The organism is Psychrobacter sp. AntiMn-1 (genome assembly GCF_001854065.1).
GTDB classification, from domain to species: Bacteria; Pseudomonadota; Gammaproteobacteria; order Pseudomonadales; family Moraxellaceae; genus Psychrobacter; species Psychrobacter pacificensis.
In genome coordinates, this window is sequence record NZ_CP012969.1 from 154,175 (window position 1) to 176,080 (window position 21,906).

The 21,906-nt window shown below is 43.9% G+C and carries 18 protein-coding genes; 8 read left to right on the forward strand and 10 right to left on the reverse strand.

All coding sequences use genetic code 11. The features are described from left to right. Positions 1–28 precede the first annotated feature (28 nt). Together ppk2 and AOT82_RS00620 are read right to left on the reverse strand one after the other, a co-directional pair. A complete protein-coding gene (gene ppk2 / locus AOT82_RS00615) occupies positions 29–1,078 on the reverse strand; it encodes a polyphosphate kinase 2 (protein ID WP_237182783.1) in 1,050 nt (349 codons plus the stop codon). A gap of 232 nt (positions 1,079–1,310) precedes the next feature. Further along, a complete protein-coding gene (locus AOT82_RS00620) occupies positions 1,311–2,939 on the reverse strand; it encodes an acetyl-CoA C-acetyltransferase (RefSeq protein WP_071001359.1) in 1,629 nt (542 codons plus the stop codon). A gap of 568 nt (positions 2,940–3,507) precedes the next feature. Here AOT82_RS00620 and AOT82_RS00625 point away from each other — a divergent pair. The 4 genes from AOT82_RS00625 to AOT82_RS00640 all read left to right on the forward strand — a co-directional run bounded on the left by AOT82_RS00625 (position 3,508) and on the right by AOT82_RS00640 (position 8,374). Further along, positions 3,508–4,908, forward strand: a complete 1,401-nt coding sequence (locus AOT82_RS00625) for a 3-oxoacyl-ACP reductase (protein ID WP_058024956.1) — start codon at positions 3,508–3,510, stop codon at positions 4,906–4,908. 306 nt (positions 4,909–5,214) lie between these two features. After that, positions 5,215–6,126 carry a MaoC family dehydratase gene (locus tag AOT82_RS00630; RefSeq protein WP_071001360.1) on the forward strand — a complete coding sequence of 304 codons (912 nt, stop codon included), beginning with the start codon at positions 5,215–5,217 and terminating at the stop codon, positions 6,124–6,126. Positions 6,127–6,207: 81 nt separating this feature from the next. Continuing rightward, the gene (locus AOT82_RS00635; RefSeq protein ID WP_227517162.1) at positions 6,208–6,780 is read left to right on the forward strand and encodes a phosphatase domain-containing protein; all 573 of its coding nucleotides are present in this window, start codon (positions 6,208–6,210) and stop codon (positions 6,778–6,780) included. A gap of 157 nt (positions 6,781–6,937) precedes the next feature. Next, positions 6,938–8,374 (forward strand): serine hydrolase domain-containing protein, encoded by a 1,437-nt coding sequence (locus tag AOT82_RS00640; protein ID WP_083328791.1) that lies wholly within the window; start codon positions 6,938–6,940, stop codon positions 8,372–8,374. Positions 8,375–8,430: 56 nt separating this feature from the next. On the opposite strand, the gene AOT82_RS00645 is transcribed toward AOT82_RS00640, so the two are convergent. From AOT82_RS00645 to AOT82_RS00655, 3 genes are all read right to left on the reverse strand, one after another. After that, a complete protein-coding gene (locus AOT82_RS00645; protein WP_071001361.1) occupies positions 8,431–9,678 on the reverse strand; it encodes a cation:proton antiporter in 1,248 nt (415 codons plus the stop codon). A 256-nt stretch (positions 9,679–9,934) separates the two neighbouring features. Further along, positions 9,935–11,821, reverse strand: a complete 1,887-nt coding sequence (gene ilvD, locus AOT82_RS00650) for a dihydroxy-acid dehydratase (protein ID WP_071001362.1) — start codon at positions 11,819–11,821, stop codon at positions 9,935–9,937. 192 nt (positions 11,822–12,013) lie between these two features. After that, a complete protein-coding gene (locus AOT82_RS00655; protein WP_227517163.1) occupies positions 12,014–12,769 on the reverse strand; it encodes a hypothetical protein in 756 nt (251 codons plus the stop codon). A 223-nt stretch (positions 12,770–12,992) separates the two neighbouring features. On the opposite strand from AOT82_RS00655, the gene AOT82_RS00660 reads away from it, so the two are divergent. The 3 genes from AOT82_RS00660 (at position 12,993) to dusB (ending at position 16,952) form a co-directional block, all read left to right on the forward strand. Beyond that, positions 12,993–13,436: an HIT family protein gene (locus AOT82_RS00660; protein ID WP_071001364.1), complete on the forward strand. Its 444-nt coding sequence runs from the start codon at positions 12,993–12,995 to the stop codon at positions 13,434–13,436. Positions 13,437–13,753: 317 nt separating this feature from the next. Further along, entirely contained in the window at positions 13,754–15,799 is a 2,046-nt protein-coding gene (locus tag AOT82_RS00665) for a BCCT family transporter (RefSeq protein ID WP_071001365.1), read from the forward strand. 121 nt (positions 15,800–15,920) lie between these two features. After that, complete coding sequence (gene dusB, locus AOT82_RS00670) at positions 15,921–16,952, forward strand: tRNA dihydrouridine synthase DusB (RefSeq protein ID WP_083328792.1); 1,032 nt, start codon at positions 15,921–15,923, stop codon at positions 16,950–16,952. Between the two features lie 76 nt (positions 16,953–17,028). Here dusB and AOT82_RS00675 read toward each other — a convergent pair whose 3' ends face one another. Beyond that, on the reverse strand, positions 17,029–17,436 hold the full coding sequence (locus AOT82_RS00675) for a DUF1622 domain-containing protein (protein ID WP_071001367.1): 408 nt from the start codon (positions 17,434–17,436) through the stop codon (positions 17,029–17,031). Positions 17,437–17,635: 199 nt separating this feature from the next. Here AOT82_RS00675 and AOT82_RS00680 point away from each other — a divergent pair, with 199 nt between their 5' ends. Further along, on the forward strand, positions 17,636–18,523 hold the full coding sequence (locus tag AOT82_RS00680; protein WP_071001368.1) for an SDR family NAD(P)-dependent oxidoreductase: 888 nt from the start codon (positions 17,636–17,638) through the stop codon (positions 18,521–18,523). A 162-nt stretch (positions 18,524–18,685) separates the two neighbouring features. Here AOT82_RS00680 and AOT82_RS00685 read toward each other — a convergent pair whose 3' ends face one another. The 4 genes from AOT82_RS00685 to lipB all read right to left on the reverse strand — a co-directional run bounded on the left by AOT82_RS00685 (position 18,686) and on the right by lipB (position 21,739). Continuing rightward, positions 18,686–19,270 carry a hypothetical protein gene (locus AOT82_RS00685; protein ID WP_071001369.1) on the reverse strand — a complete coding sequence of 195 codons (585 nt, stop codon included), beginning with the start codon at positions 19,268–19,270 and terminating at the stop codon, positions 18,686–18,688. A 241-nt stretch (positions 19,271–19,511) separates the two neighbouring features. Further along, entirely contained in the window at positions 19,512–19,979 is a 468-nt protein-coding gene (locus AOT82_RS00690) for a hypothetical protein (protein ID WP_071001370.1), read from the reverse strand. A 178-nt stretch (positions 19,980–20,157) separates the two neighbouring features. Beyond that, positions 20,158–20,688: an inorganic diphosphatase gene (locus AOT82_RS00695; RefSeq protein ID WP_058024967.1), complete on the reverse strand. Its 531-nt coding sequence runs from the start codon at positions 20,686–20,688 to the stop codon at positions 20,158–20,160. Between the two features lie 193 nt (positions 20,689–20,881). Next, positions 20,882–21,739 carry a lipoyl(octanoyl) transferase LipB gene (gene lipB, locus AOT82_RS00700; RefSeq protein ID WP_071001371.1) on the reverse strand — a complete coding sequence of 286 codons (858 nt, stop codon included), beginning with the start codon at positions 21,737–21,739 and terminating at the stop codon, positions 20,882–20,884. Positions 21,740–21,906 lie beyond the last annotated feature (167 nt).

Genomic DNA, 21,906 nt, shown 5'->3' on the forward strand with positions numbered 1-21,906 from the left:
CTTTTTTTAGGATATATATCCATGAGTGCTAGTAGCGCGACGGTACGTACATATCATCAGGAATAGGCTCGCGGTAGTATTCGTCATCACGTTTGCGACTGGGCAATTCAACTTCCTCACGAGGTATCTCTTTATAAGGAATCTGGTCGAGCAGATGTGCAATACAGTTGAGCCTAGCGCGCTTCTTATTGTTGCCTTCAACCACCCACCATGGGGCCTCAGGGATATGAGTGCGCTCAAACATGGTCTCTTTTGCTTTGGTATAATCCTCCCAGCGCCTACGGGATTGTAAGTCCATCGGCGAGAGTTTCCACTGTTTTAGCGGATCGTATATTCGGCTCATAAAGCGTGCATGCTGCTCATCGTCAGTAATAGAAAACCAGTATTTCACCAAGCGAATGCCTGATCGCACAAGCATGCGTTCAAACTCTGGCACTGACTGGAAAAATTCCTCATATTGCTCATCAGTACAAAAGCCCATGACGCGCTCGACACCGCCGCGATTGTACCAACTACGATCAAACAAAACGATCTCACCTGCGGCTGGTAGATGCGCGACATAGCGCTGAAAATACCACTGGGTTTGCTCGCGTTCAGTAGGAGCAGGTAAGGCGGCAACACGGCACACGCGTGGATTTAGCCGCTGAGTGATACGTTTAATGGCCCCACCTTTGCCAGCAGAGTCTCGCCCTTCAAAGATAACGACGATACGCTCACCATTTGCGACCACCCAGTCTTGCAGCTTAATAAGTTCTCGCTGCAATCGTACCAACTCATGGAAATAGGTACGCCGATCCAGTTTTTCTTGCTCACTCATCTCACGACCATTGAAGCGAAAGTCACGTGCATAGTCATCTATTTCGTTTTCTAGCTCTTCATCGTAGGTATCGATAAGGTCTTGATGCATTTTTCGACGTAGCTCATCATCAAGAATGTCTTTTTCGATGCGCTCAGCCAAGATGGCTTGTTCTCGGTTGTATTGATCTAATTGCTCCTGGGTGGTGAGTGATTGAAAGTCAGTGGTTGTAACGGGTTTTGTCATTACCAATTTATCAGAGCCAAAAATGATTTGTCTCATTTTTCTTAATAGAAACTTTTTTTTAAGTAGAAATTCTGTCTTACCCATAAATATTACCTTTGTTTGGCGTGTCAGCTTTTTTAAGAGGCTACTATCTAGGTCGGTTCTATCATAGCAAAGTACAGACAATAAAAAATGCCCTTTAACTATTTAAAGGGCATTTTTTATGAGAATAGATGAGCTGATAAAAATGATGAATCAAGTACTCATTTTCATTCGTTACTTACCGAACTTATTTTTCTAAGATGCAAGTCACGCCTTGACCACCGGCTGCGCAGATAGAGATTAGCGCACGGCCTGAGCCTTTTTGGTCAAGTAGTTTTGCGGCGGTGGCTAGGATACGACCACCGGTCGCGGCAAATGGATGGCCTGCTGCTAGCGATGAGCCATTCACGTTTAGCTTGCTGCGATCGATCGAGCCTAGTGGCGCATCAAGACCTAGGCGCTCTTCACAGAATGTCTCATCTTCCCAAGCGGCGAGTGTCGATAGCACTTGTGAGGCAAACGCTTCATGAATCTCATAGAAATCAAAGTCTTGTAGCGTGAGGCCAGCGCGCTCAAGCATACGCGGTACCGCATAAGCGGGTGCCATGAGTAAGCCTTCGGTAGTACCAGATTTACCGATAAAGTCTACCGCTGCTGTCTCTTGGTGCACGATATAAGCCAGTGGTTTTAGACCATGCTCTTTTGCCCATTCATCAGTACCCAATAGGACACAAGATGCGCCATCAGTCAGTGGCGTTGAGTTAGCAGCAGTCATCGTTGGATTGGCGTTCTTTTTGCCAAATACTGGCTTTAGCTTACCCAGTTTCTCTAGCGTGGTGTCTGGACGTAAGTTGTTATCACGAGTCAGACCTTTGTATGGGGTGATCAAGTCATCAAAGAAACCTTCGTCATAAGCGCGTGCTAGGTTTTTGTGACTGTTAAAGGCAAGCTCGTCTTGAGCTTCACGAGTGATGTTCCACTCAAGCGTGGTGATGGCTTGGTGCTCGCCCATCGATAGACCAGTGCGCGGCTCGCCATTTTGCGGTGAGTCAATCAAGTCTTTTGGATTTAGACCCATCAATGCCTTTAGGCGTTGCTTGTTGTCTTTGGCGGCACCAAGCTTGATCAGTACTTTACGCAGACCATCACCAATAGCGATAGGCGCATCTGAGGTAGTATCTACGCCGCCTGTAATGGCTGAATCGATAATACCCAGTGCGATTTTGTTCGCAGAAGCAAAGGTCGCTTGTAGGCCAGTTCCGCACGCTTGTGAGATATCATAGGCTGGTGTGTGTGGGTTCAGCGCTGTGTTCAATGTTGCTTCGCGAGTCAGGTTGATATCGCGGCTTAGCTTCATAACGGCACCAGCGACCACTTCGCCGATGACTTCGTCTTGTAAGTTGTAGCGCTCAACCAAGCCGTCTAGAGCCGCAGTCAACATATCTGTATTGCTGACGTCAGCGTATGAGCCATTTGAGCGAGCAAATGGAATACGGTTACCACCTAAGATTGCCACACGATTCTGGTTTGTAGCAGGTTTGGTTGTACTCGCTTTTTTAGTTGCAGTCGCTGGTTTTTTAGCTGCTGTGGTTTCTACTTTTTCATCATCTGGTTGTTTGCTAGTGGTATTTTTAGTCTCTGAGTCGTTGGTATCAGTTCCTTTAGCGTCAGATTTTTTAGTAGCTGGCGCTTCTTTTTTTGTGTTGTCAGCTTGTGTGCTATCAGCCTTGGTATCGTTGGCCTTAGTATCAGCTTTAACGTCAGCAGTTTTAGCAGGTTCATTGTTTTCAGCAATTTCTTGTGGTTTTGCATCGCTGGCTTTAACAACAGTGCTTTCGACAACTGGACTATCAGGGTGGTTATTTTTATTACTCATAATATTATCCTTAAAAAGTATGGGCAGAAAATTTGAAGGGTAAAAATAAAAAAAGTGGCAAAGTCATGTTAAGCAAAAATCAAATATTATCATTTATCGCCTAGTGTCGCTGTGTATGATAAGTCGTTTTGTGCTCGTTTAATGTATGTCTTTAGCAAACGATGTGTCGCTTGTATAAGTTCAATGACAGCTTTAAGCGTACTGGTTAAGGCGCTGATAGACTGACGAGTACCAACGAATATCAGATAGTAGCATTGCATAATGATATGTTTGATAATATATTGTTATCAATAATTATGTTTGCCATAACTTATACGTCAGATTTTAACATGTTATGATGGTCAGTAAGTGGGTAAAAAGTCGTCAGCTTGTATACTGACTTGTTTACAGATTGTTGTAGACATTGTCTGTTTTTGGACATGTTTTTAATGGCAGTGTATAGTTTGGCCAGTTTTAAAATGATTTACCAAATATCAATAATTACAATGTTGATGAGTCTATATAATAGGCGTATTACATTTAGTGTTTATTATTATTTCAACCATTCATTATTTATAGGGAATATATTATGTCAGACCGTTATGGTGATTTTGTTCAATCTTCTATTGGTAAAAAAGTCGCAAAGAACTTAGGTTTGCCAATGCCAGCGACGCTTGATCGTTTTGAAAGCGGTGAGCGTTTGGTTCGTGGCAGTGTACTAGTTGGCCGTGCTAATGGTGAGGACAAAAGCATTAGTGAATCTGTTGCACGTATTTTGTTAGATGTGCATGCTGATGTATATGTAAACAGCAGTGATGATGTTAAAGACGCCCTTGCTGATGCAGGCGTTGAAGCAAAAGCCAATACAGGTGGTGACGATCAGTTCAAAGTATTGCTTTTTGATGCAAGTAATATCAGCAATGCAGATCAGCTAAAAGAAGTGTACGAGTTTTTTCATAGCGTTGCGCGCCGCGTTGAAAAATCAGGCCGTGTGATCGTTATTGGTCGTACGCCAGAGGACATCACTGATATCGAAACTGCCATGGCACAACGGGCACTTGAGGGCTTTGTAAAATCAGTAGGCAAAGAGTTCAAGCGCGGCATTACAGCTCAGCTTATCTATGTAGAAACAGGCGCTGAGCAAAACCTAGACTCGACCTTACGCTTTTTCACTTCAGCACGTTCAGCTTATGTCTCAGGACAAGTGGTACGCGTGAGCAAGGGCGACTCAGTTGATGTCGATTGGAATCAGCCTCTAGGCGGTAAAACGATGCTAGTGACGGGCGCAAGTCGCGGTATTGGCGAAGCAATTGCTCGCGTCTTGGCTCGCGAGGGCGCGCATGTAATCTGTCTTGATGTACCGCAGCAGCAAGCTGACCTACAAAAAGTTGCTAGCGAAATCAGTGGCTCTGTATTGACAGTAGACATCACTAGCGATGACGCTGGTGCAGAAATCGCAGATGCGGCGCAAAAGCGTGGTGGTCTGGATTCAGTCATTCATAATGCTGGCGTGACACGTGATAAGACATTGGCCAGAATGGATGAGAAAAAGTGGGATATGGTCATCGATATTAACTTGGGCAGCATTGCTAAGCTGAATCGCTACTTGCTTGATAATGACGTGCTAAAAGAAAACGCCCGTATCGTCTGTGTGTCATCTATTTCAGGTATCGCTGGCAACATGGGTCAGACCAATTATGCCACTTCTAAAGCGGGTGTTATTGGCTTGGTTAATGCGACTGCTAAGCAGTTAGAAGACAACGCAAAAGGCATGACCATCAATGCAGTAGCACCAGGGTTTATCGAAACACAAATGACGGAAGCGATTCCGTTTGCTATTCGCGAAGCGGGTCGTCGTATGAATTCAATGAGCCAAGGCGGTTTACCAGTTGACGTGGCTGAGACCATCGCATGGTTGGCTTCACCTGCTTCGGGTGGCCTAAATGGCAACACAGTTCGTGTTTGTGGTCAAAGCTTACTTGGCGCATAATACTGATTTGTTGGTGAGACTGTGTGGCAAATGAGGAGAAAGTAGCGTGATGGTATTATCCCTTGTTTTTGATTTGCCTCACATATGCTTACGAAATATTTGCTGATAATTTGTAATAAAGCTGCCCACGGGTGGCTTTTTTATGATAAAAACACAAGAGCCATCAGCCAAACTATTTTTTGCTATTAAAGATACTTGCAAAATTGATTGAATATAGTACTCATTGATAATAGGTATCAGTCAATGACTGCTTAATGTCTTTAGATACGTTAAAAATCTTGTTCAAGCCACATTTAGGATTTACTTATGCCAGACACCCATTATGACGCGTTGCCAAAAGCGCACACTACCTATGCCAATATTGTCAAAAGCTTACTACCGATTGGTAACAGCGGCAAAGTCAGTAAAGATCAATTGCCACAGGCCACCTATTACGTCGATGATTTGCATATCGATCATGATAATCTAAACGACTATCGTAAAATTTGTGGCTTTGCTGATAATAGTAAAGTTCCAGCGACGTACTTTTCAGTACTATCACAGACTCTACAGATGAATATGATGGTCAAAGAGCCGTTTCCGTTTGCGATGTTGGGTCTGGTACACGTAGACAATAGCGTCACGCAGCATCGTCCTATCGGTGAGCGCGAAACGGTGTCCATGTCGGTCACTTTTGATAACTTGCGTGACCATGCTCAAGGTCAGCAATTTGACTTTGTCACCACGGTCAAAGCAGAGGACAAAGTGATCTGGGAAGGAACGTCAACTTACCTATCACGCAGCAAAAAAACGGCCAGCAGCAAAGATAAAAAAAGCACACCGCGTCCAGTTGCTGTGAAGCCAGAAGTAGGTAAAAAAGACGTACACAGTATTTTTGAAGTGCCAGAAGATATCGGTCGCCGTTATGCTTTTGTTTCAGGTGACTTTAACCTGATTCATTTGCACCCACTATCAGCGCGCGCGTTTGGCTTCCCTAAAGCGATTGCACACGGCATGTGGTCAAAAGCTAAGTGTCTTGCTCTAATGGATGAGCTGCCTGATGCTTATACCGTTGATGTTTCTTTCAAGTTACCGATCTTTTTGCCAGCAGAAGTGGAGCTTATTGCGCAGCCAATCGCTCAGCTTGAAAGTGTCGGCGATACCTGTGATTTTGGCTTATATAGCTCCAAAAACAGTAAGCCACATTTGGCGGGTGTCGTGACGTTAAATAGCAAGTAGCAAGCATTGTACGACGTATTCAAACCGATATCTTAATAGCCATATTTAACCAACACGTTTATCATTATGACTGCACAAAACATGAATTCACAAAATAGCGCGACAAGTACGGATCAAGCTGACAGATCAATGACTATTGATACAGTAGCTGCTAATGACAACGCTGTCACTAATATCTCAATTAATGACCATAGCGATTCTGACAATGGTGTTGATTTGTCCGCTGTCTTTGAGCCTTATTTTCGTCCGGATGCCAATACTATTGTGTGCGGCGCGTTAAATGAGGAAAAAGTCGCCGCTCTAGCAAAAGCTGGCGTTGAGTTGGTGATTAATTTGCAGTCAGAGGATGAGTTGAGTTTTAATGAATCAGCGGCCGTTGAGCGTGCAGGAATGAGCTATGAGCACCTGCCTATTAATGGCGCTGAAGAGCTAAAGCAGCTTAAGATATTGGCTTTTGATAATATATTGCGTCAGTATCATGGTAAAAAGATGGCCATACACTGTGGTTCAGGCAACAGGGTAGGGGCTGCCATTGCACTACGCGCAGGCTGGTTGCGTGGTCGCAAGATGGATACGGCTATGGAGCGTGGACGTAGTCACGGCTTGACCAAGCTTGAACAAGAAGTCCATAATCGCTTGCTAGTACCGCGCTAAATTATCATAATAATTGAAGCATAAAAAGGCGACCGATAGGTGGCCTTTTTTATTGGTTATCAATGCATTTATACTGATCTCCAATATCTCTATAACGCATGTACCCAACTGATTTTAATACGAGGTCAGTTCACAATACTGGAGCAAGGTAGCAATGATGGACGACAACAAGCAAAATAATGATAAAAATATCGATACATCTATGAGCATAGATTTACAACGCCGCTTACAGCAGTTATTTACAGACTTACAGCTAGATGACGCGCCAGCTGGTGGTGCTGTGGTTGTGTATCAGGCAGGCGAGTGTATTGCACAGGCAAGTACAGGTATGGCGCGTTTGGATGCATCATGGCAGTCTGATACGCTTGCCATCAATTTTTCTACCGGTAAAGGCATCTTAGCGACGCTACTGCATGTATTGGTTTCGCAGCAGCTGCTTGGTTATGATGTGCCTATTGCTCACTATTGGCCAGAGTTTGCCGCAACAGGTAAAGACAAAATTACCTTGCGACAGGTGATGTCACATCAGGCGGATTTGTTTTCGATCACCAGTATCGATGTCGATAGTGACACGATGCTCGATTGGCGCGTTATGCTGAATCATATTGAAGAAATGCCTATCACAGCACCTGAGGACGCCGCTGTATATGACAGCGCTTATAGCGCGTTGGTCTATGGTTGGGTACTTGGCGGTGTGATAGAAGCCGTAACGCATATGTCATTAGCCGAAGCTTTACGTCAGTATCTAACCGAGCCTTTAGGTATTGCAGACAGTTGCTATTTTGGTGTACCAGATAGCAAAGTAGATCAAGTAGCAAAGCTTGCCAAAGACTTTGAGTCATCAAATGAGGATAGCGTACAACTGCGTAACAAGCGCCAAAAACCAACCCTAAAATCCGACTCACCAAGCACCTTACATACTTATGCAAGTCTGCCTAGCTATTATTGCTGGCAACAGAAAATGCTCAATGATGAGCGTACAGCTGAAACGCAAAGTAGCCTTAACGACGATCTGGACGATAAAAATATTGATAACATACAACCTGTATTAAATACTGCGCGTATTAATAGCCTATATTTTAATACCAGTCAGCTCAATCTTAAAAACTATAAAGCAGCGCTCATTCCTGCCGGAAAACAAGCACTTGATTATCACAATCGCAAGACACTACAGGCAATCATTCCCGCTGCTAATGGCGTCGCTTCAGCGGATGCGCTAGCCACTATCTATGCTATGTTGGCCAATGGTGGGGTTTGGCAAGGGCAGACGCTAATTGATAGTGCTACGTTTAAGCAGCTCTCCGCAATACAAGTCACAGGCCTAGATGCTGTCATGCCAGCGCCTATGCAGTGGCGACTGGGCTACCACAGATTATTCAGTATATGCAGTGGTAACGACACTATCGATAATAGCATTGATCCAGCACTATCAGGGTTTGGGCACATGGGATATAACGGCTCAGTCGCTTGGTGTGATCCTACGCGTCAACTGTCATTTGCCTTTATCCATAATTTTGATACCACCATGCTCAACGATATTCGTCAGTTTGCATTGACAGAAGCGGTTCTGGGCTGGGTTGATGAAGTACGCTGATAAAGGCAATTCTATAAATGAATCCACTTTATCAATGATAATAACAGCATGAGTGGTTAATGATGCTCTTTTGGTGTCATTTTAAGTAGCCTTGTTGCGCTCAGACCATGGATGAAGATGGAGGTCAGAATCACAATCGAGCAGACAATCCATAGTTTGAGCGCATCATCCTCAGCAAAGAAATCTGTGTTGAGCGCATAAGACAGATAGTACAAAGTACCAATACCGCGTATACCTAGTGCTGAAATTGCGTATTTTTCAGTACGGGGTAAATGAAGTCCTGATAACGCGATAAATCCGCCAATTGGGCGTATGAGTAGTAGGAAAGTAAAACTGACGATATACACACGCCATGTTAGCTCAACACCAGCTTGCAAACCTTGACCCAAGAACATACCAAAAATAACCAGTACTAACGACATCAACAAACCTTCTGATTGCTCAGCAAAATCGTGTAGTTTTTGATGGTAGGAGTGCTCACATTCTGAACGCCTAAATGCAAATGCAGCGACGAAGACAGCGATAAAACCATAGCTGTGCACATACTCTGCGACACCATATGCCACCAAAGTCAGAGCAATAACTACATATCCTTGCGATATCGTGGTCTCACGGGTGTGTTTAGAAAATACTACTTTGGCCATCGCCTTACCAACCAGCACACCAACCAATACCCCTGCGCCAATCTTCCACAAAACATCATGGGTGAACCATGACCACAGCATCTCACTGGTAAAAGCGTTTCCTTCACTAAAAGCTTCCGCAATTTTAATCGCCAAGTAAACAAAAGGAAAAGCCAATCCGTCGTTTAACCCTGCTTCTGAAGTCAACGTAAAGCGAGGTGTGTCTTCTCTTCCTGTATTAGGGGGGCCCACCTGAATACTAGATGCCAGAACAGGATCGGTAGGTGCTAATACCGCACCCAGCAAAATAGCAGCGCCAAGGCTCAAGCCAAAGGCATAATAGCCTAACCCTGCCATCGCAAAAATACCGATGGGCATCGTAATGAGTAAGAGCCTAACCGTCGGTCGCCACAGCTGCCAAGAGAAATCAGTATCAATTTTGATACCCGCACCAACCAATGAGACTAAAATGACAATTTCAGTCAGTTTTTCGATGATTATTCCATTATTGATAGGGTCCAAAAACGATAGAGACGTCCACCAGTAACCCATCATCAAGCCAAAACTCACTTGTAGCATAGGCAATGATATCGAGGTGCGTTTAAAGATAACAGGAAACAATGCCCCTAATAAAAAGGCGATACCGCAGATTAATAAAAATAAATTGTAGTTCTCAATCATAAGGTTTTCGCACGTTGTTATATTTTAAGGAATTGTTTTGAGAGGTTTGCTTTCGATATTGATAATGGTTGGTATAGATGTTTAATATCTAGCCTGCAATATGACTTATCATAACGATAAAAAAGAATTATTACCGAAAGAAATAGTTATCAGAACGACAGATGCGTTGTTTTTTGGTGAAAAAAAAGCCTGCATGGCGCAGGCTTGATAGATTTTTATAAATAAGTTATGAAAACGAAGGGTTTAGATAGAGTTCTTAGCGCTCAACTTGGCTTACGTCGCGCACAGCGCCAGTGTCCGCACTGGTCGTCATTGCAGCATAAGCACGTAATGCCGGCGAGACATGACGATCACGACTGACGGGTTTCCATGCGTCGCGACCGCGTGCTTCCATAGCTTCTCGGCGTGCGGCCAAGTCTGCATCACTGACTTGCATGTTGATAGTACGATTTGGAATGTCGATGTGAATGCTATCACCTTCTTCAACCAGACCAATGGCACCGCCTTCAGCAGCTTCTGGGCTAGCATGACCGATTGATAGACCGGATGTGCCACCAGAAAAACGACCATCAGTGAGTAGGGCGCATTCTTTACCCAAACCTTTTGACTTCAGATACGTCGTTGGATAGAGCATCTCTTGCATACCAGGGCCACCTTTAGGGCCTTCATAGCGGATGATGACCACATCGCCTGCAACGATTTTGTCGTCTAAAACTGCCGCGACAGCTGCATCTTGTGATTCAAAAATACGTGCGCGACCGGTAAAGGTTAAGATACTCTCATCGACACCAGCGGTTTTGACCACGCAGCCACGCTCGGCAATATTGCCATACAGTACAGCCAATCCACCATCTGCAGAGTAGGCGTGTTCGGCACTACGGATACAACCTGACTCACGGTTGACGTCAAGGTTTGACCACTCTTTTGATTGTGAAAACGCCTCGGTGGTGCGAACGCCACCCGGTGCAGCAAGGAAGCGCGCGCGTGCCTCATGGTTATCACGATTCATGATATCCCATTTATCAATCGCTTCTTTCATTGTCGTACTATGGATAGTCGGTACGTCAGTTTTCAACAATCCCGCACGATCAAGTTCAGCCAACAAGGCAAAGACACCGCCCGCACGATGCACGTCTTCCATATGGAATTTTTGTGAGGCAGGGGCTACTTTTGCTAGGCATGGCACACCGCGGCTTAGACGGTCAATATCAGCCATTTTAAAATCAATCTCAGCTTCATTGGCCGCAGCAAGTAGATGCAAGATCGTATTGGTTGAACCCCCCATGGCAATATCTAAGCTCATCGCGTTCTCAAAAGCGGCTTTGGTCGCGATTGAGCGTGGTAATACTGAATCATCATCTTGCTCGTAGCGACGTTTCGCAAGCGAGACAATAGTGCGTCCCGCTTCCAAAAACAGCTCACGGCGTAGTGAATGAGTAGCGAGTAGCGAGCCATTACCCGGTAGGGCCAAGCCTAACGCTTCGGTCAAGCAGTTCATCGAGTTGGCAGTGAACATCCCAGAGCACGAGCCGCAAGTCGGGCAAGCTGAGGCTTCGATAGCAGCGACATCTTCATCACTGATGCTGTCATCAGCCGCGTCCATCATTGCATCGACGAGGTCAAGTTTACGAATGGCACTGCTGTCATTACTATCGGTATTGTGGCTCTTACCAACGGTGCTGGCTAGGATTTTGCCCGCTTCCATTGGGCCACCTGAAATAAATACCACAGGTATATTAAGACGCATTGCCGCCATTAGCATACCCGGTGTGATCTTATCGCAGTTAGAGATACACACTAGCGCATCTGCACAATGCGCATTGACCATGTACTCGACCGAATCAGCGATCAAATCACGACTTGGCAGAGAATACAGCATACCGCTATGACCCATGGCGATACCATCATCGACCGCAATGGTGTTGAACTCTTTTGCAACGCCGCCAGCTTGCTCAATCTCGCGTGCGACCAGCTGCCCAAGATCTTTTAGATGCACATGGCCGGGTACAAACTGGGTAAAAGAGTTGGCAATCGCAATGATTGGCTTGTCAAAGTCGCCGTCAGTCATGCCAGTGGCACGCCATAATGCGCGCGCGCCTGCCATATTACGACCGCCGGTAGAGGTTTTTGAGCGATAATCCATGTGATATTCCTTACAAATAGGCGGGGTTGTTAAAATCTGCACCCTCAGTTCTGATAAGGATAGTGTGCTTTTTATAGAGGGTGAGGACTAGTGAATAATACTAATTCGTTACCATACCATTAGATATGAATAATAAAAAATCATGTGCCAATAATAATGAAGTTATAACCATAAAAGATGGGTAAAAATGGACTATTCAAGACGCGCTAAGATGGCTTTTTCAAACCAAGGTAGTTCAGCTTTATCGGCTTCTAGCTTCATAATAACTGCCAGCGCATGGGTGGCCAGTAGTTGTTGATAGTCACCACTTGCCTCAATCGTCAATAGCGATTCGGCAGGTAGCTCTTGCGTATTAGAGTTTTGCTCGTCAATACTGATTAATATCTGCTTATTATTTTTATAAAGGACGTCTACACGACCAAAAAACTGCCAGTCTTCAAAAGCGGCAATAATAGCGTCGGCGGCATCCTTAGTATAGATTTGCTGCGTCTTTTTGCCTGTATTGGTCCAATGCAGACGAACGGCTAACTGCAATGCCTCACTAAATACCACCAATGAGCCCATAATTTTTACATGCCAAGGACTGGTCAGCAGCTCCTCGTCAATGCCAATTAACTGAGCCGCTTCACGAGCTGACATAGGTGTATTGAATTGAAGCAGTAATTCAGGTGTAAGCGGATACGACTGCTTGACGGCATCGTCTAAGCTATCATAATGATATAGAAAAGGCAGTGGCAAGTCTTGCGTGACGGTCTTTTTGATGATTTTACAGTTGTGTATCTGCCAGCCAATCGCCTTGTCAGTCAAAGCTTCTGCTAAGATGATAGCGTTTGGATCGATAGTTTTAGTACCGCTTTCACTCTCAATATCAGAGTGTTCTTCCTTATTATCAAGGGTTATAGCAGTATTATCCATATCTGTTTGAGTTGGCAAAGTAGACGAATCCATAAACATAGCGTTATTAAAATAGAGGGTTAATATAACATTTAAAAGGCATGGCCCGCCAATAAATTAGTAGGATAAGCTAGGGAGTGTACAGCTTGATTTTATCAACGACGGAAATGATAGCAACTTGTACTAAACTTATATTTCGTCCACTATATGACAAGCGCTCTAAACCATTTTAAAAGCTGTTAAGCATCCAACAATCAAATAATCAAAGGAAAAAATAATGACTGAAGTAAATCAAAAGACTGCTTATGACGACAATAATATCTTTGCCAAAATGTTAGATGGTGATATTCCTTGTCATAAAGTCTATGAAGACGACAAAACCCTTGCTTTTATGGATATCATGCCGCAAGCCAAAGGTCATGTATTGGTGATACCTAAGCAAAAGGCAGTGGACTTGGTAGATCTTGAGCCAGAGTATGCCGCTGCGGTATTAATGACGGCTAAAAAAGTCATGCAAGCACAGCGTCAAGTGTTTGATCGTGAAGGTGTTATTCAGATGCAGTTGAATGGCTCACAAGCCGGTCAAACGGTTTTTCATTATCATGTGCATTTGATTCCATCGAGTATTCATGAGTTAGGACGTCATGCAGTAACGCAGGCTGATCAAGGTGAGCTTGCGGATATTGCCAAGCGACTTGCTACAGCTATTAGTGCTGCCTGATATCGAGGCATAAATTGCTAGGATGATAGGTATATAAGATTGAAGGGCAACTAACAAGTTGCCTTTTTTATTGCCCAGTAATCATTGTGTAATAAACGTTAAGTTATTGTTGTAAACACGCGTTTATCTTGGGATTTGGCTAAAGTTTATGTTACATAGTATTCCCATCTACACAGAATGCGTCGGTATTATTGCTAACGTGCTGTTTTAATATTGATGACATCTATTGTTTGTAAATTGATATCTACTATGTTGATGAGTATCAGGGATAGGATTCTTTATCACTTATTTTTACGGATTTGAGGATACCACTGCTTATGAGTAACGGTTCACGCTCTACCATTTTACTACCAGTCTTTATACCCGCAGCTGTGATTATGCTGCTGTTGGTCATCGGTACCGCCATCAATCCTGATGCAGCGGGGGCGCTGTTTAGCGATGTGCTTAGCTTTACGACCGAGACCTTCGGCTGGTTTTATATGCTGGCAGTGGCGCTATTTTTGTTATTCATCATTGTGTTGGCGTTTTCGTCTTATGGCAGTATCAAGCTGGGCCCTGATCATGGGGAGGCGGAATACGGATTCCTTGAATGGTTTGCCATGCTGTTTTCGGCAGGCTACGGGATTGCGCTACTATTTTATGGAGTAGCGGAACCAGTGATGCATTTTTCTAGTCCGCCAATGTCTGATCCGCAGACCATTGCGGCGGCAAAAGAGGCGATGCAGATTGCTTATTTTCACTGGGGTTTTCATATTTGGGCGATTTATGGTGTCGTTGGTTTATCACTGGCATATTTTGCCTTTCGTCATGGTCTACCATTATCAATACGTTCGACACTGTATCCGATTATTGGTGACAGGATTCATGGCCCTATCGGTCATACGGTCGATGTGTTTGCGATATTGGGTACGATGTTTGGTATTGCCACCAGTCTTGGTCTGTCAGTATCGCAAATCAATGCAGGTCTAAACTACTTATTACCTGATATTATCCCCGTGAATACTACCATACAGGTCGTGGCGATTGCATTAGTGACATCGGCAGCACTGGTGTCCGTATTGGCAGGGATGGACAAAGGGGTAAAACGCTTGTCTATTCTAAATATGGTATTGGCAACCGCGTTGATGGTGTTTGTATTTGTAGTAGGGCCGACGATCTTTATCCTAAATGCCTTTATGGAAAATACGGGTAGTTATTTGGGTAATATCATTGAGCGTACCTTTAGCTTACAAGCGTACGAGAATAGCGATTGGATCGGTAGCTGGACCTTATTTATCTTTGCATGGACGATTGCATGGGCGCCTTTTGTCGGTCTGTTTATCGCCAAGATTAGCCGTGGCCGTACCATCCGTGAGTTTGTACTCGGTGTGATGTTGGTGCCAACGTTCTTTACGTTCTTTTGGTTTTCGGTGTTTGGTGATACTGCCCTACATATGATTATGGTCGATGGCTATAACTCACTCATCAGCGAGGTACAAAACAACCAAGCGATTGCTTTATTTAAATTATTAGAGCGGTTACCGTTTACCGAATTTGTGTCGTCATTGACTATTTTGTTGATTATTACGTTTTTTGTGACGTCATCAGATTCTGGCTCATTGGTGATCGATTCGCTAGCGGCTGGCGGGCGTAGTGATACGCCATGGTGGCAGCGCAGCTTTTGGGTAGTGACTGAAGGGGCCGTTGCCGCGGTGCTTTTGATTGCTGGCGGTCTCACAGCGCTACAAACGGCGGCAATCGTTAGTGCACTACCATTTGCGATTATCATTCTGATCTCCATGTTCGGTATGTGGCGCGCATTGCGTATCGAGGGACATCGTAATCAAAGTCTCGATCAAAATAACAAACTACCGCCGCACTTGCTTAAACCGTCTGCATGGCGTGAGCGCATCGACTATATGGCTGATAAGCCCACACGTGACAAGGTGCTAAACTACATCAAAGAAGTGGTGATGCCCTCGATGATGGAAGTGTCGTCTAAATTTGCAGAAACAGGTTGGACGACTGAGGTGAATTATGATGCAGCCAATAACCGTGCCGTGCTTGAGTTGCAACGTGGTGACGATGTCGAGTTTTGGTATGAAGTGCGCTTGTCTGAACATGAAGCGCCTGATTATTATACTGAAAGCAGCGCCGACACCTTGCCGCAAGAACACTATCATCGCGCTGAGGTGTATCTGCGCCGTGGTGGTCAGACCTATGACTTATACGGTTATAAGTCTGAATCGGTGATCAATGATATCATCGATCAGTTTGAGAAGTATTTGCACTTCTTGAATGTGTCACCTGATAGCCTACCGTGGCGTATGCAAGCGCATGATGATGCTATCACGCTAGAGCAGGGCAGTGTGCTTGATAAATAATGAATAGAATGTATCAAAAATGAGTAATGCTTATGCAAGCTATTCACGTTAATCGCTTGCAATAAATGTAAGAATCCTTAGAATAACGGCTTGTTTTCCTTACAAATCAAGCCGTTTTTTTATGTCTATTGATTCTCCTGTGTTACCTTCATCCTCGACTTCGTCCGACCATCCATTGTTGCAACCCTTAAATATAGGTGGTCTGACGATTGAAAACCGTTTGATGGTTGCGCCGATGGCGGGCGTGACGGACAATCCTTTTCGCCGATTGTGTAAGTCATTTGGCGCAGGTCATGCGGTCAGCGAGATGATCATCGCTGATACGGCACTTTATGCACGCAAAAAATCCCTGTATCGTGCCAATTTCGACAATGAGATTGCGCCTATTTCTGCACAGATAGCAGGCGCAGAGCCAGACAAATTGGCTGAAGCGGCTCGTTATCAAATCTATAATGGCGCGCAGATTATCGATATCAATATGGGCTGTCCGGCCAAAAAAGTCTGCCGTAAGCTGGCAGGCTCAGCGCTGCTGCAAGATGAAGATTTAGTAGCAAAATTGCTTGACGCTGCAGTCAATGCCGTTGATGCGCCTGTGACATTAAAAACACGATTGGGGTTTGAAAACGGTCGTGAAAACATCCTGCGAGTCGCTAAGCGGGCAGAGCAAGCAGGTATTGCCGCGATTGCGATTCATGGGCGTACGCGCGAGGATATGTATACGGGCGAGGCGCGTTATGAGTTAATACGCGAAGTCAAAGACAGCATTAGCATTCCTGTCATTGCGAATGGCGATATCGATAGCGCGCAAAAAGCGCAGCATGTTTATGAGATGACAGGCTGTGATGCGGTGATGATTGGGCGAGCCGCGCAAGGGCAGCCGTGGATATTTCGTGATATTGAGCATTTTTTACGCACAGGTGACGTGCTTGATGCCCCAAGTGTGAGCGAGATTAAGGAAGTTGTACTGGCGCATTTGCAAGAGCTGTATGACTTTTACGGCGAGTACTCCGGCTGCCGTATCGCCCGCAAGCATATTGCGTGGTATACGACAGGCATCCCCAACTCCAACGCTTTCCGTCAAGCGATGTATGGCGAGGAGAGTACAGCAGGGCAGTTCCGCGTGGTTGAGCGTTTTTTGCAGACGCATGAGTAGTAATGATCTGTACAGTTTCATCACGCTTATCATAAGCATAAATCACTGATACCTCTTTCAGCTCTATTGATTAAAGCTATATTTTATCAACAGGAGCGGCTTCGTTAAAAGGCATAGCATCAGGGTTTTTCTCAGATGTTGGCTTTTCTTTTTGCCAAGGGAATCGGCCTTCTAGCTCAACTTGTAGTGATAAACTCAAAAACGTACGAATAAGCACGATAATACCCAATACTAAGACTCTGCGTAATGTCGGCTCTGTCACCACCGTTGCCATAATGTCTGCGGCAATCAGTACCTCAAGTCCCAAAAGAATGGATTTGCCAACGGTCTGCCTGCTCTCTACATAGGTATTATGGTTCAGGCCGCCCGATATCCGAAATGCTTTGTAAAAGGCAAAGAGGAGTCCAAAGAACATAATCAAGACACCAATGACTTCGACTATCTTGGCAATCAAGTCAATATAATGGGTTAGGTTTCCGATCAAAATAATGTCTCCTCTGTATCAGTCAGCAAAAAGTATGGTGCTAAATATCGTCACTATTATATGATGATATATCACTATAAACCTCTAAAACCGTCAAGTTAACTATCAGCTATTGGTGTTTTGTTCACTGTATGCGATATTTTTTTGCTATGCTGTAAACGAATATTCATTGGCATAGGACAGACAAAAAGGACTTTTTATGGCTAATCCCTCGAAAAAAGCAATAACAAAAGCAGTAAAAGGCAAGAATATTATCATTACGGGTGCATCAAGTGGTATTGGCGAGCGTACGGCTTTTTTATTAAGTGAGTGCGGGGCGCATGTTATTTTGTTGGCGCGTACTGAAGACAAACTAAAAACCGTCAAAGAAAATATTGAAATATTGGGTGGCAGGGCCAGTTATTATCCATGTGACCTCACCAATATGGATGAGATTGAGAAAATCAGCGAACAAATTCTTGCTGATTTTAAACATGTGGATGTATTGGTCAATAATGCTGGTCGTTCGATTCGCCGTTCAGTCCATGAGTCGGTCAACCGTTTTCATGACTTTGAGCGCACCATGGAAATCAATTATTTTGGCGCGGTCAAAATTATTTTGGGTTTCTTGCCGACGATGATTAGCCGCCAAACAGGTCAAGTCGTCAATATCTCTTCGATTGGGGTATTGGCCAACAGCCCTCGTTTTGCCGCGTATGTGGCGTCAAAATCTGCACTAGATGCGTTTAGTCGTTGCTTAGCCGCGGAAGTCAAAGGCGATAATATCAAGGTCACCAATATCTTTATGCCTTTGGTACGTACCCCTATGATCGCCCCCACCAAGCTATACCGTTATATGCCAGCTTTGATGCCTGATGAAGCTGCATTAATGGTCGCAAAAGCGATTGTCCATAAGCCAAACAGTATTGCCAGTAATATGGGCAAATTCGCCTCAGCCACTTATTCGTTGGTGCCAGCATTTAACGTCGGTATTCAATCAATTGGTTATCGTATCTTCCCAAGTTCGACGGCAGCGCAAACGACTGATAGCAAGCCTAACTTTGCTCAGCGTGCCTTTGCCAGAATTCTCCCTGGTGAGCATCACTAAGATAGGTTTATTCTTAATTATTACGAAAACAAAAAAAGGATACGATGGTATCCTTTTTTAATACTGTAAAAATGGCTTAAATCCATATAGTTAAGTAGGGGAGTGGCAGCATTTTGTTCTTAGCAATTTACTTCGGTTAAAGTTTATTTACCATATATGGGCTTAGCGTGAGAATACGACGTGCTTTCGTCCTTCCATCATTACTAATGAATAGACTAATAGATAAAAGTTTGACAAAAAACCTAAGAAAATATTTATTATAATGAAATATTCAGAACCCACTAGAAAGCTTCTCATGATTCTTGAGTTTCCCGCTGAGGTAAAGCCAAAGAACATAAACCAACCTATATTTATAAGAAGTAATATTAATGCAGTTATAAGAATAGTTCTTTTGGGATTTTCACCGACTGCATGACTTAACTTATCTGGGTTTTTTGCTGCTAGTTTAAATTCCCTGACAACTTTGTTTGATACCCCTTTCATGAAATAAGTGAGAGTAATTATAAAAAATATTAATACAAAATATAGTATAACTGCATCGCTCAGCAACCTTATTCTACCCGAAGCTAATTCCATTGATTGTGCAAAGGGAGTAATACCTTGATAGTTTTTGTACTTGGAGCCTAGTATTAAAGAAGTGAAAAAAACTGCAAAAAACCCATAAAAATAAGCATAATTAAATGGCGATAAATCGTTTAATAGATTAACCATAGTTTTATGAGAAATATAATGATGCTCTTCTGTCATTTTTTATGTTCACCTTAATTTTTTTAGGCTATACCCCAACGGAACCAACTATCTCACCCTTCAAACCTATTAATAGACTACTTAAAACAGACTGGTATAATGGAACCACTTATAACAGACTAGCGAAACCAGCAGGCCTTGTTAGGCTTTTCTATTGTCCAGCCCGTGAGTAATAATACTCGCAGGCTACAGTATCAGCGATAAACGGTTCTATAAAAAGTATCGCGATCCAGTACGTTACTTAACCAAACACTCGCCACAATATCCAAAATATACCTATCATCAAGACAGCGATAACGAGTAATCGTTTTAGCCAATAAGGGAGTAAAGGTTTTTTATAACCCAAGTCATTGAGTTGACTGTCGACACCCGCTTGTAAGCTTTTAAACCCTTGCCCTGGCTGAGTAGATTTAACACGGTTTTTTACTAATGGACCAGGCTCATCTTCGATCTCTTGCTCTCTATCGAAACTAATGGCCTGATTGGGGATACCTTGTTTGCTGGCGATGGTATTGAGCTTTTGCTGTTGTTTTACTTTGAGTGCAGTCTCATAGGCATCAATCCTAGTTTTGGCTTCATCCATACTGATGTTTTCGTCTGCCGCCAACGTTTTGATGGCCATTACCAAGTTGTTTTTTTCGACCATCATGATGACGTCTTTTGGCAACTTGGTATTGACCGGCTTTTTGCTAGGGTCGGGGTTAAACATGGCTGTCCTTATTACGGCGTATGCGTGTGAATGAGTAGTCGCGTTTATTATAACCATTTTACATACAGAGTATTCAAGTTACACACAGAGTATTCAAACAAAAAAATACCGCGATCACATTGCGATCGCGGTATTTTGGTATTTATCTATGATTAGCATTTATGCCAATTTTAATAAATTATAGGTCTTTCCAGCGTTGGATAGATTCTTTGATGACTTCTTTGGCTTCGCTCACATCACCCCAAGACTCAACCACAGTAGTGCCCGCTTTTTTCAGGTCTTTATAGTGGCTGAAATGGAACTCTAGTTGGTTGATTAACTGCTTTGGCAGATCTTCTAGGCTGTTGTAAGCATTACCTGTGTCACGGTCGTCAGCAGGTACGACAACGATTTTGTCATCGACTTCGCCATCATCAACAAACTTCATGACACCGATGACTTTTGCTTTTAGGAAAATGCCAGTCGGTAGCGGCTGCTCAGTCAAAATCAATGCATCTAGCTCATCACCATCTTCGTCAAGCGTTTGTGGGATGAAACCATAGTTACATGGCTTAGCAAAAATCTGTGGGTCAATACGATCAAGCTCAAATACTGCCAATTCGCGATTCCACTCAATTTTATGACTGCTACCAGTTGGGATCTCTACTACTACGTTGATGATACCGCCGTCTACGTCGCCTGCGTCCAAAATTTTATTAAAATCTGCCATGAAATACTCCAATTTGCTTTTGTTTTAGAGGTTTGAATGATTGATTTAGCTAGGGATACTGCAAAATTTTTACCGCACCCGATTTGTACTGGGTGCGATTATAACAAGTTTGGTCCAAATTTTCTCTTAATGCTTAAGTCTAAGCGTGCAAGATATTATGCAAAAAAAGATTATGCAAAAATGGACTCAAAACTCACTTTGGCGCTATTGCTCGTAGTTCAATCAGTCCAGCATGACGCTTGGCGATATTGTCGATAAGTTTTTGAGTAACTATCTTGTAGTTTAATGTGTCGCTGATTTGTTGAGTCGTTTGTGTTTCTGACTCTTTTTGCTCTGAATCTGTCTGCATGGCCACAAAATCAGACAAGCGCAACATCTGCATCCCCGCATAACCGCAAGGATTGATAGCATTAAATGCTGACAAATCACAGTCTAAGTTAATTGCGATACCATGATAGCTAAAACCATGCTTAATCTTAAAGCCCAATGACGCTATTTTCCCAAGCATAATCTTGTCATCCAAAGAGTCGCTACTGGCTGGCATGCCATCTGCATCATCCGCCATATTCGTTACAGGTGACTCCGCATACAGATATACACCAGGCGCATCACGGCGAGCATGGGCGCTGATATGCTCACTGCTAGCAGATGGTGAGTGACGCAGACAATCATTTACCACATCCTCTATCGCCTGCTCAGCATGGGAGACCAGATGGCGTACACTCCAGCCCAAACTGTTTAAGTCAAACAACCAGTAAAGTACCAGCTGTCCGTGACCATGCCAAGTTACCTGACCACCGCGGTCGGTCTTGATGATAGGCGTGTCGGTGCGCTGCAAGATGTGTTCTTCTTTGCCTGCTTGTCCAAGCGTATAAACATCGTTGTGATCAACGATCCATAACTCATCAGGCGTGCGCAGTCCTTGCTGTTTTTTTAGATCGATACGTTCGAGAGTACGTGACAGCATGGCATCGAGAGTGGGAACATAATCGGCTGCTGACAGAGATTTACTGATCAGCATGTCATTGAGCGGTTGTGTGTCGTTTTGCATGAGCGTGTCTGTCTTATGATTGTCCAGTGTAAAGGCGGAGGATGCCGATGGCTAGTGTAGCAGTTTTGGCAGGTATCGCTCAAAGATTATATGCTATCACGCAGTCTAAAAGACAGTTAAATAATAAGGGTGAAAAGTCATGAGGGATTCATAAAAATATTTATATA

What these genes read in the sequence shown, in the direction of transcription:
- AOT82_RS00660 (WP_071001364.1), top strand. Translation starts at nt 12,993, where the DNA reads ATGACTGAAGTAAATCAAAAGACTGCTTATGACGACAATAATATCTTT.
- AOT82_RS00625 (WP_058024956.1), top strand. Translation starts at nt 3,508, where the DNA reads ATGTCAGACCGTTATGGTGATTTTGTTCAATCTTCTATTGGTAAAAAA.
- AOT82_RS00655 (WP_227517163.1), bottom strand. Translation starts at nt 12,769, where the DNA reads ATGGATTCGTCTACTTTGCCAACTCAAACAGATATGGATAATACTGCT.
- ilvD (WP_071001362.1), bottom strand. Translation starts at nt 11,821, where the DNA reads ATGGATTATCGCTCAAAAACCTCTACCGGCGGTCGTAATATGGCAGGC.
- lipB (WP_071001371.1), bottom strand. Translation starts at nt 21,739, where the DNA reads ATGCAAAACGACACACAACCGCTCAATGACATGCTGATCAGTAAATCT.
- AOT82_RS00665 (WP_071001365.1), top strand. Translation starts at nt 13,754, where the DNA reads ATGAGTAACGGTTCACGCTCTACCATTTTACTACCAGTCTTTATACCC.
- AOT82_RS00620 (WP_071001359.1), bottom strand. Translation starts at nt 2,939, where the DNA reads ATGAGTAATAAAAATAACCACCCTGATAGTCCAGTTGTCGAAAGCACT.
- AOT82_RS00645 (WP_071001361.1), bottom strand. Translation starts at nt 9,678, where the DNA reads ATGATTGAGAACTACAATTTATTTTTATTAATCTGCGGTATCGCCTTT.
- AOT82_RS00685 (WP_071001369.1), bottom strand. Translation starts at nt 19,270, where the DNA reads ATGACAGAAGAGCATCATTATATTTCTCATAAAACTATGGTTAATCTA.
- AOT82_RS00630 (WP_071001360.1), top strand. Translation starts at nt 5,215, where the DNA reads ATGCCAGACACCCATTATGACGCGTTGCCAAAAGCGCACACTACCTAT.
- AOT82_RS00690 (WP_071001370.1), bottom strand. Translation starts at nt 19,979, where the DNA reads ATGTTTAACCCCGACCCTAGCAAAAAGCCGGTCAATACCAAGTTGCCA.
- AOT82_RS00635 (WP_227517162.1), top strand. Translation starts at nt 6,208, where the DNA reads ATGAATTCACAAAATAGCGCGACAAGTACGGATCAAGCTGACAGATCA.
- AOT82_RS00640 (WP_083328791.1), top strand. Translation starts at nt 6,938, where the DNA reads ATGGACGACAACAAGCAAAATAATGATAAAAATATCGATACATCTATG.
- ppk2 (WP_237182783.1), bottom strand. Translation starts at nt 1,078, where the DNA reads ATGAGACAAATCATTTTTGGCTCTGATAAATTGGTAATGACAAAACCC.
- dusB (WP_083328792.1), top strand. Translation starts at nt 15,921, where the DNA reads ATGTCTATTGATTCTCCTGTGTTACCTTCATCCTCGACTTCGTCCGAC.
- AOT82_RS00680 (WP_071001368.1), top strand. Translation starts at nt 17,636, where the DNA reads ATGGCTAATCCCTCGAAAAAAGCAATAACAAAAGCAGTAAAAGGCAAG.
- AOT82_RS00695 (WP_058024967.1), bottom strand. Translation starts at nt 20,688, where the DNA reads ATGGCAGATTTTAATAAAATTTTGGACGCAGGCGACGTAGACGGCGGT.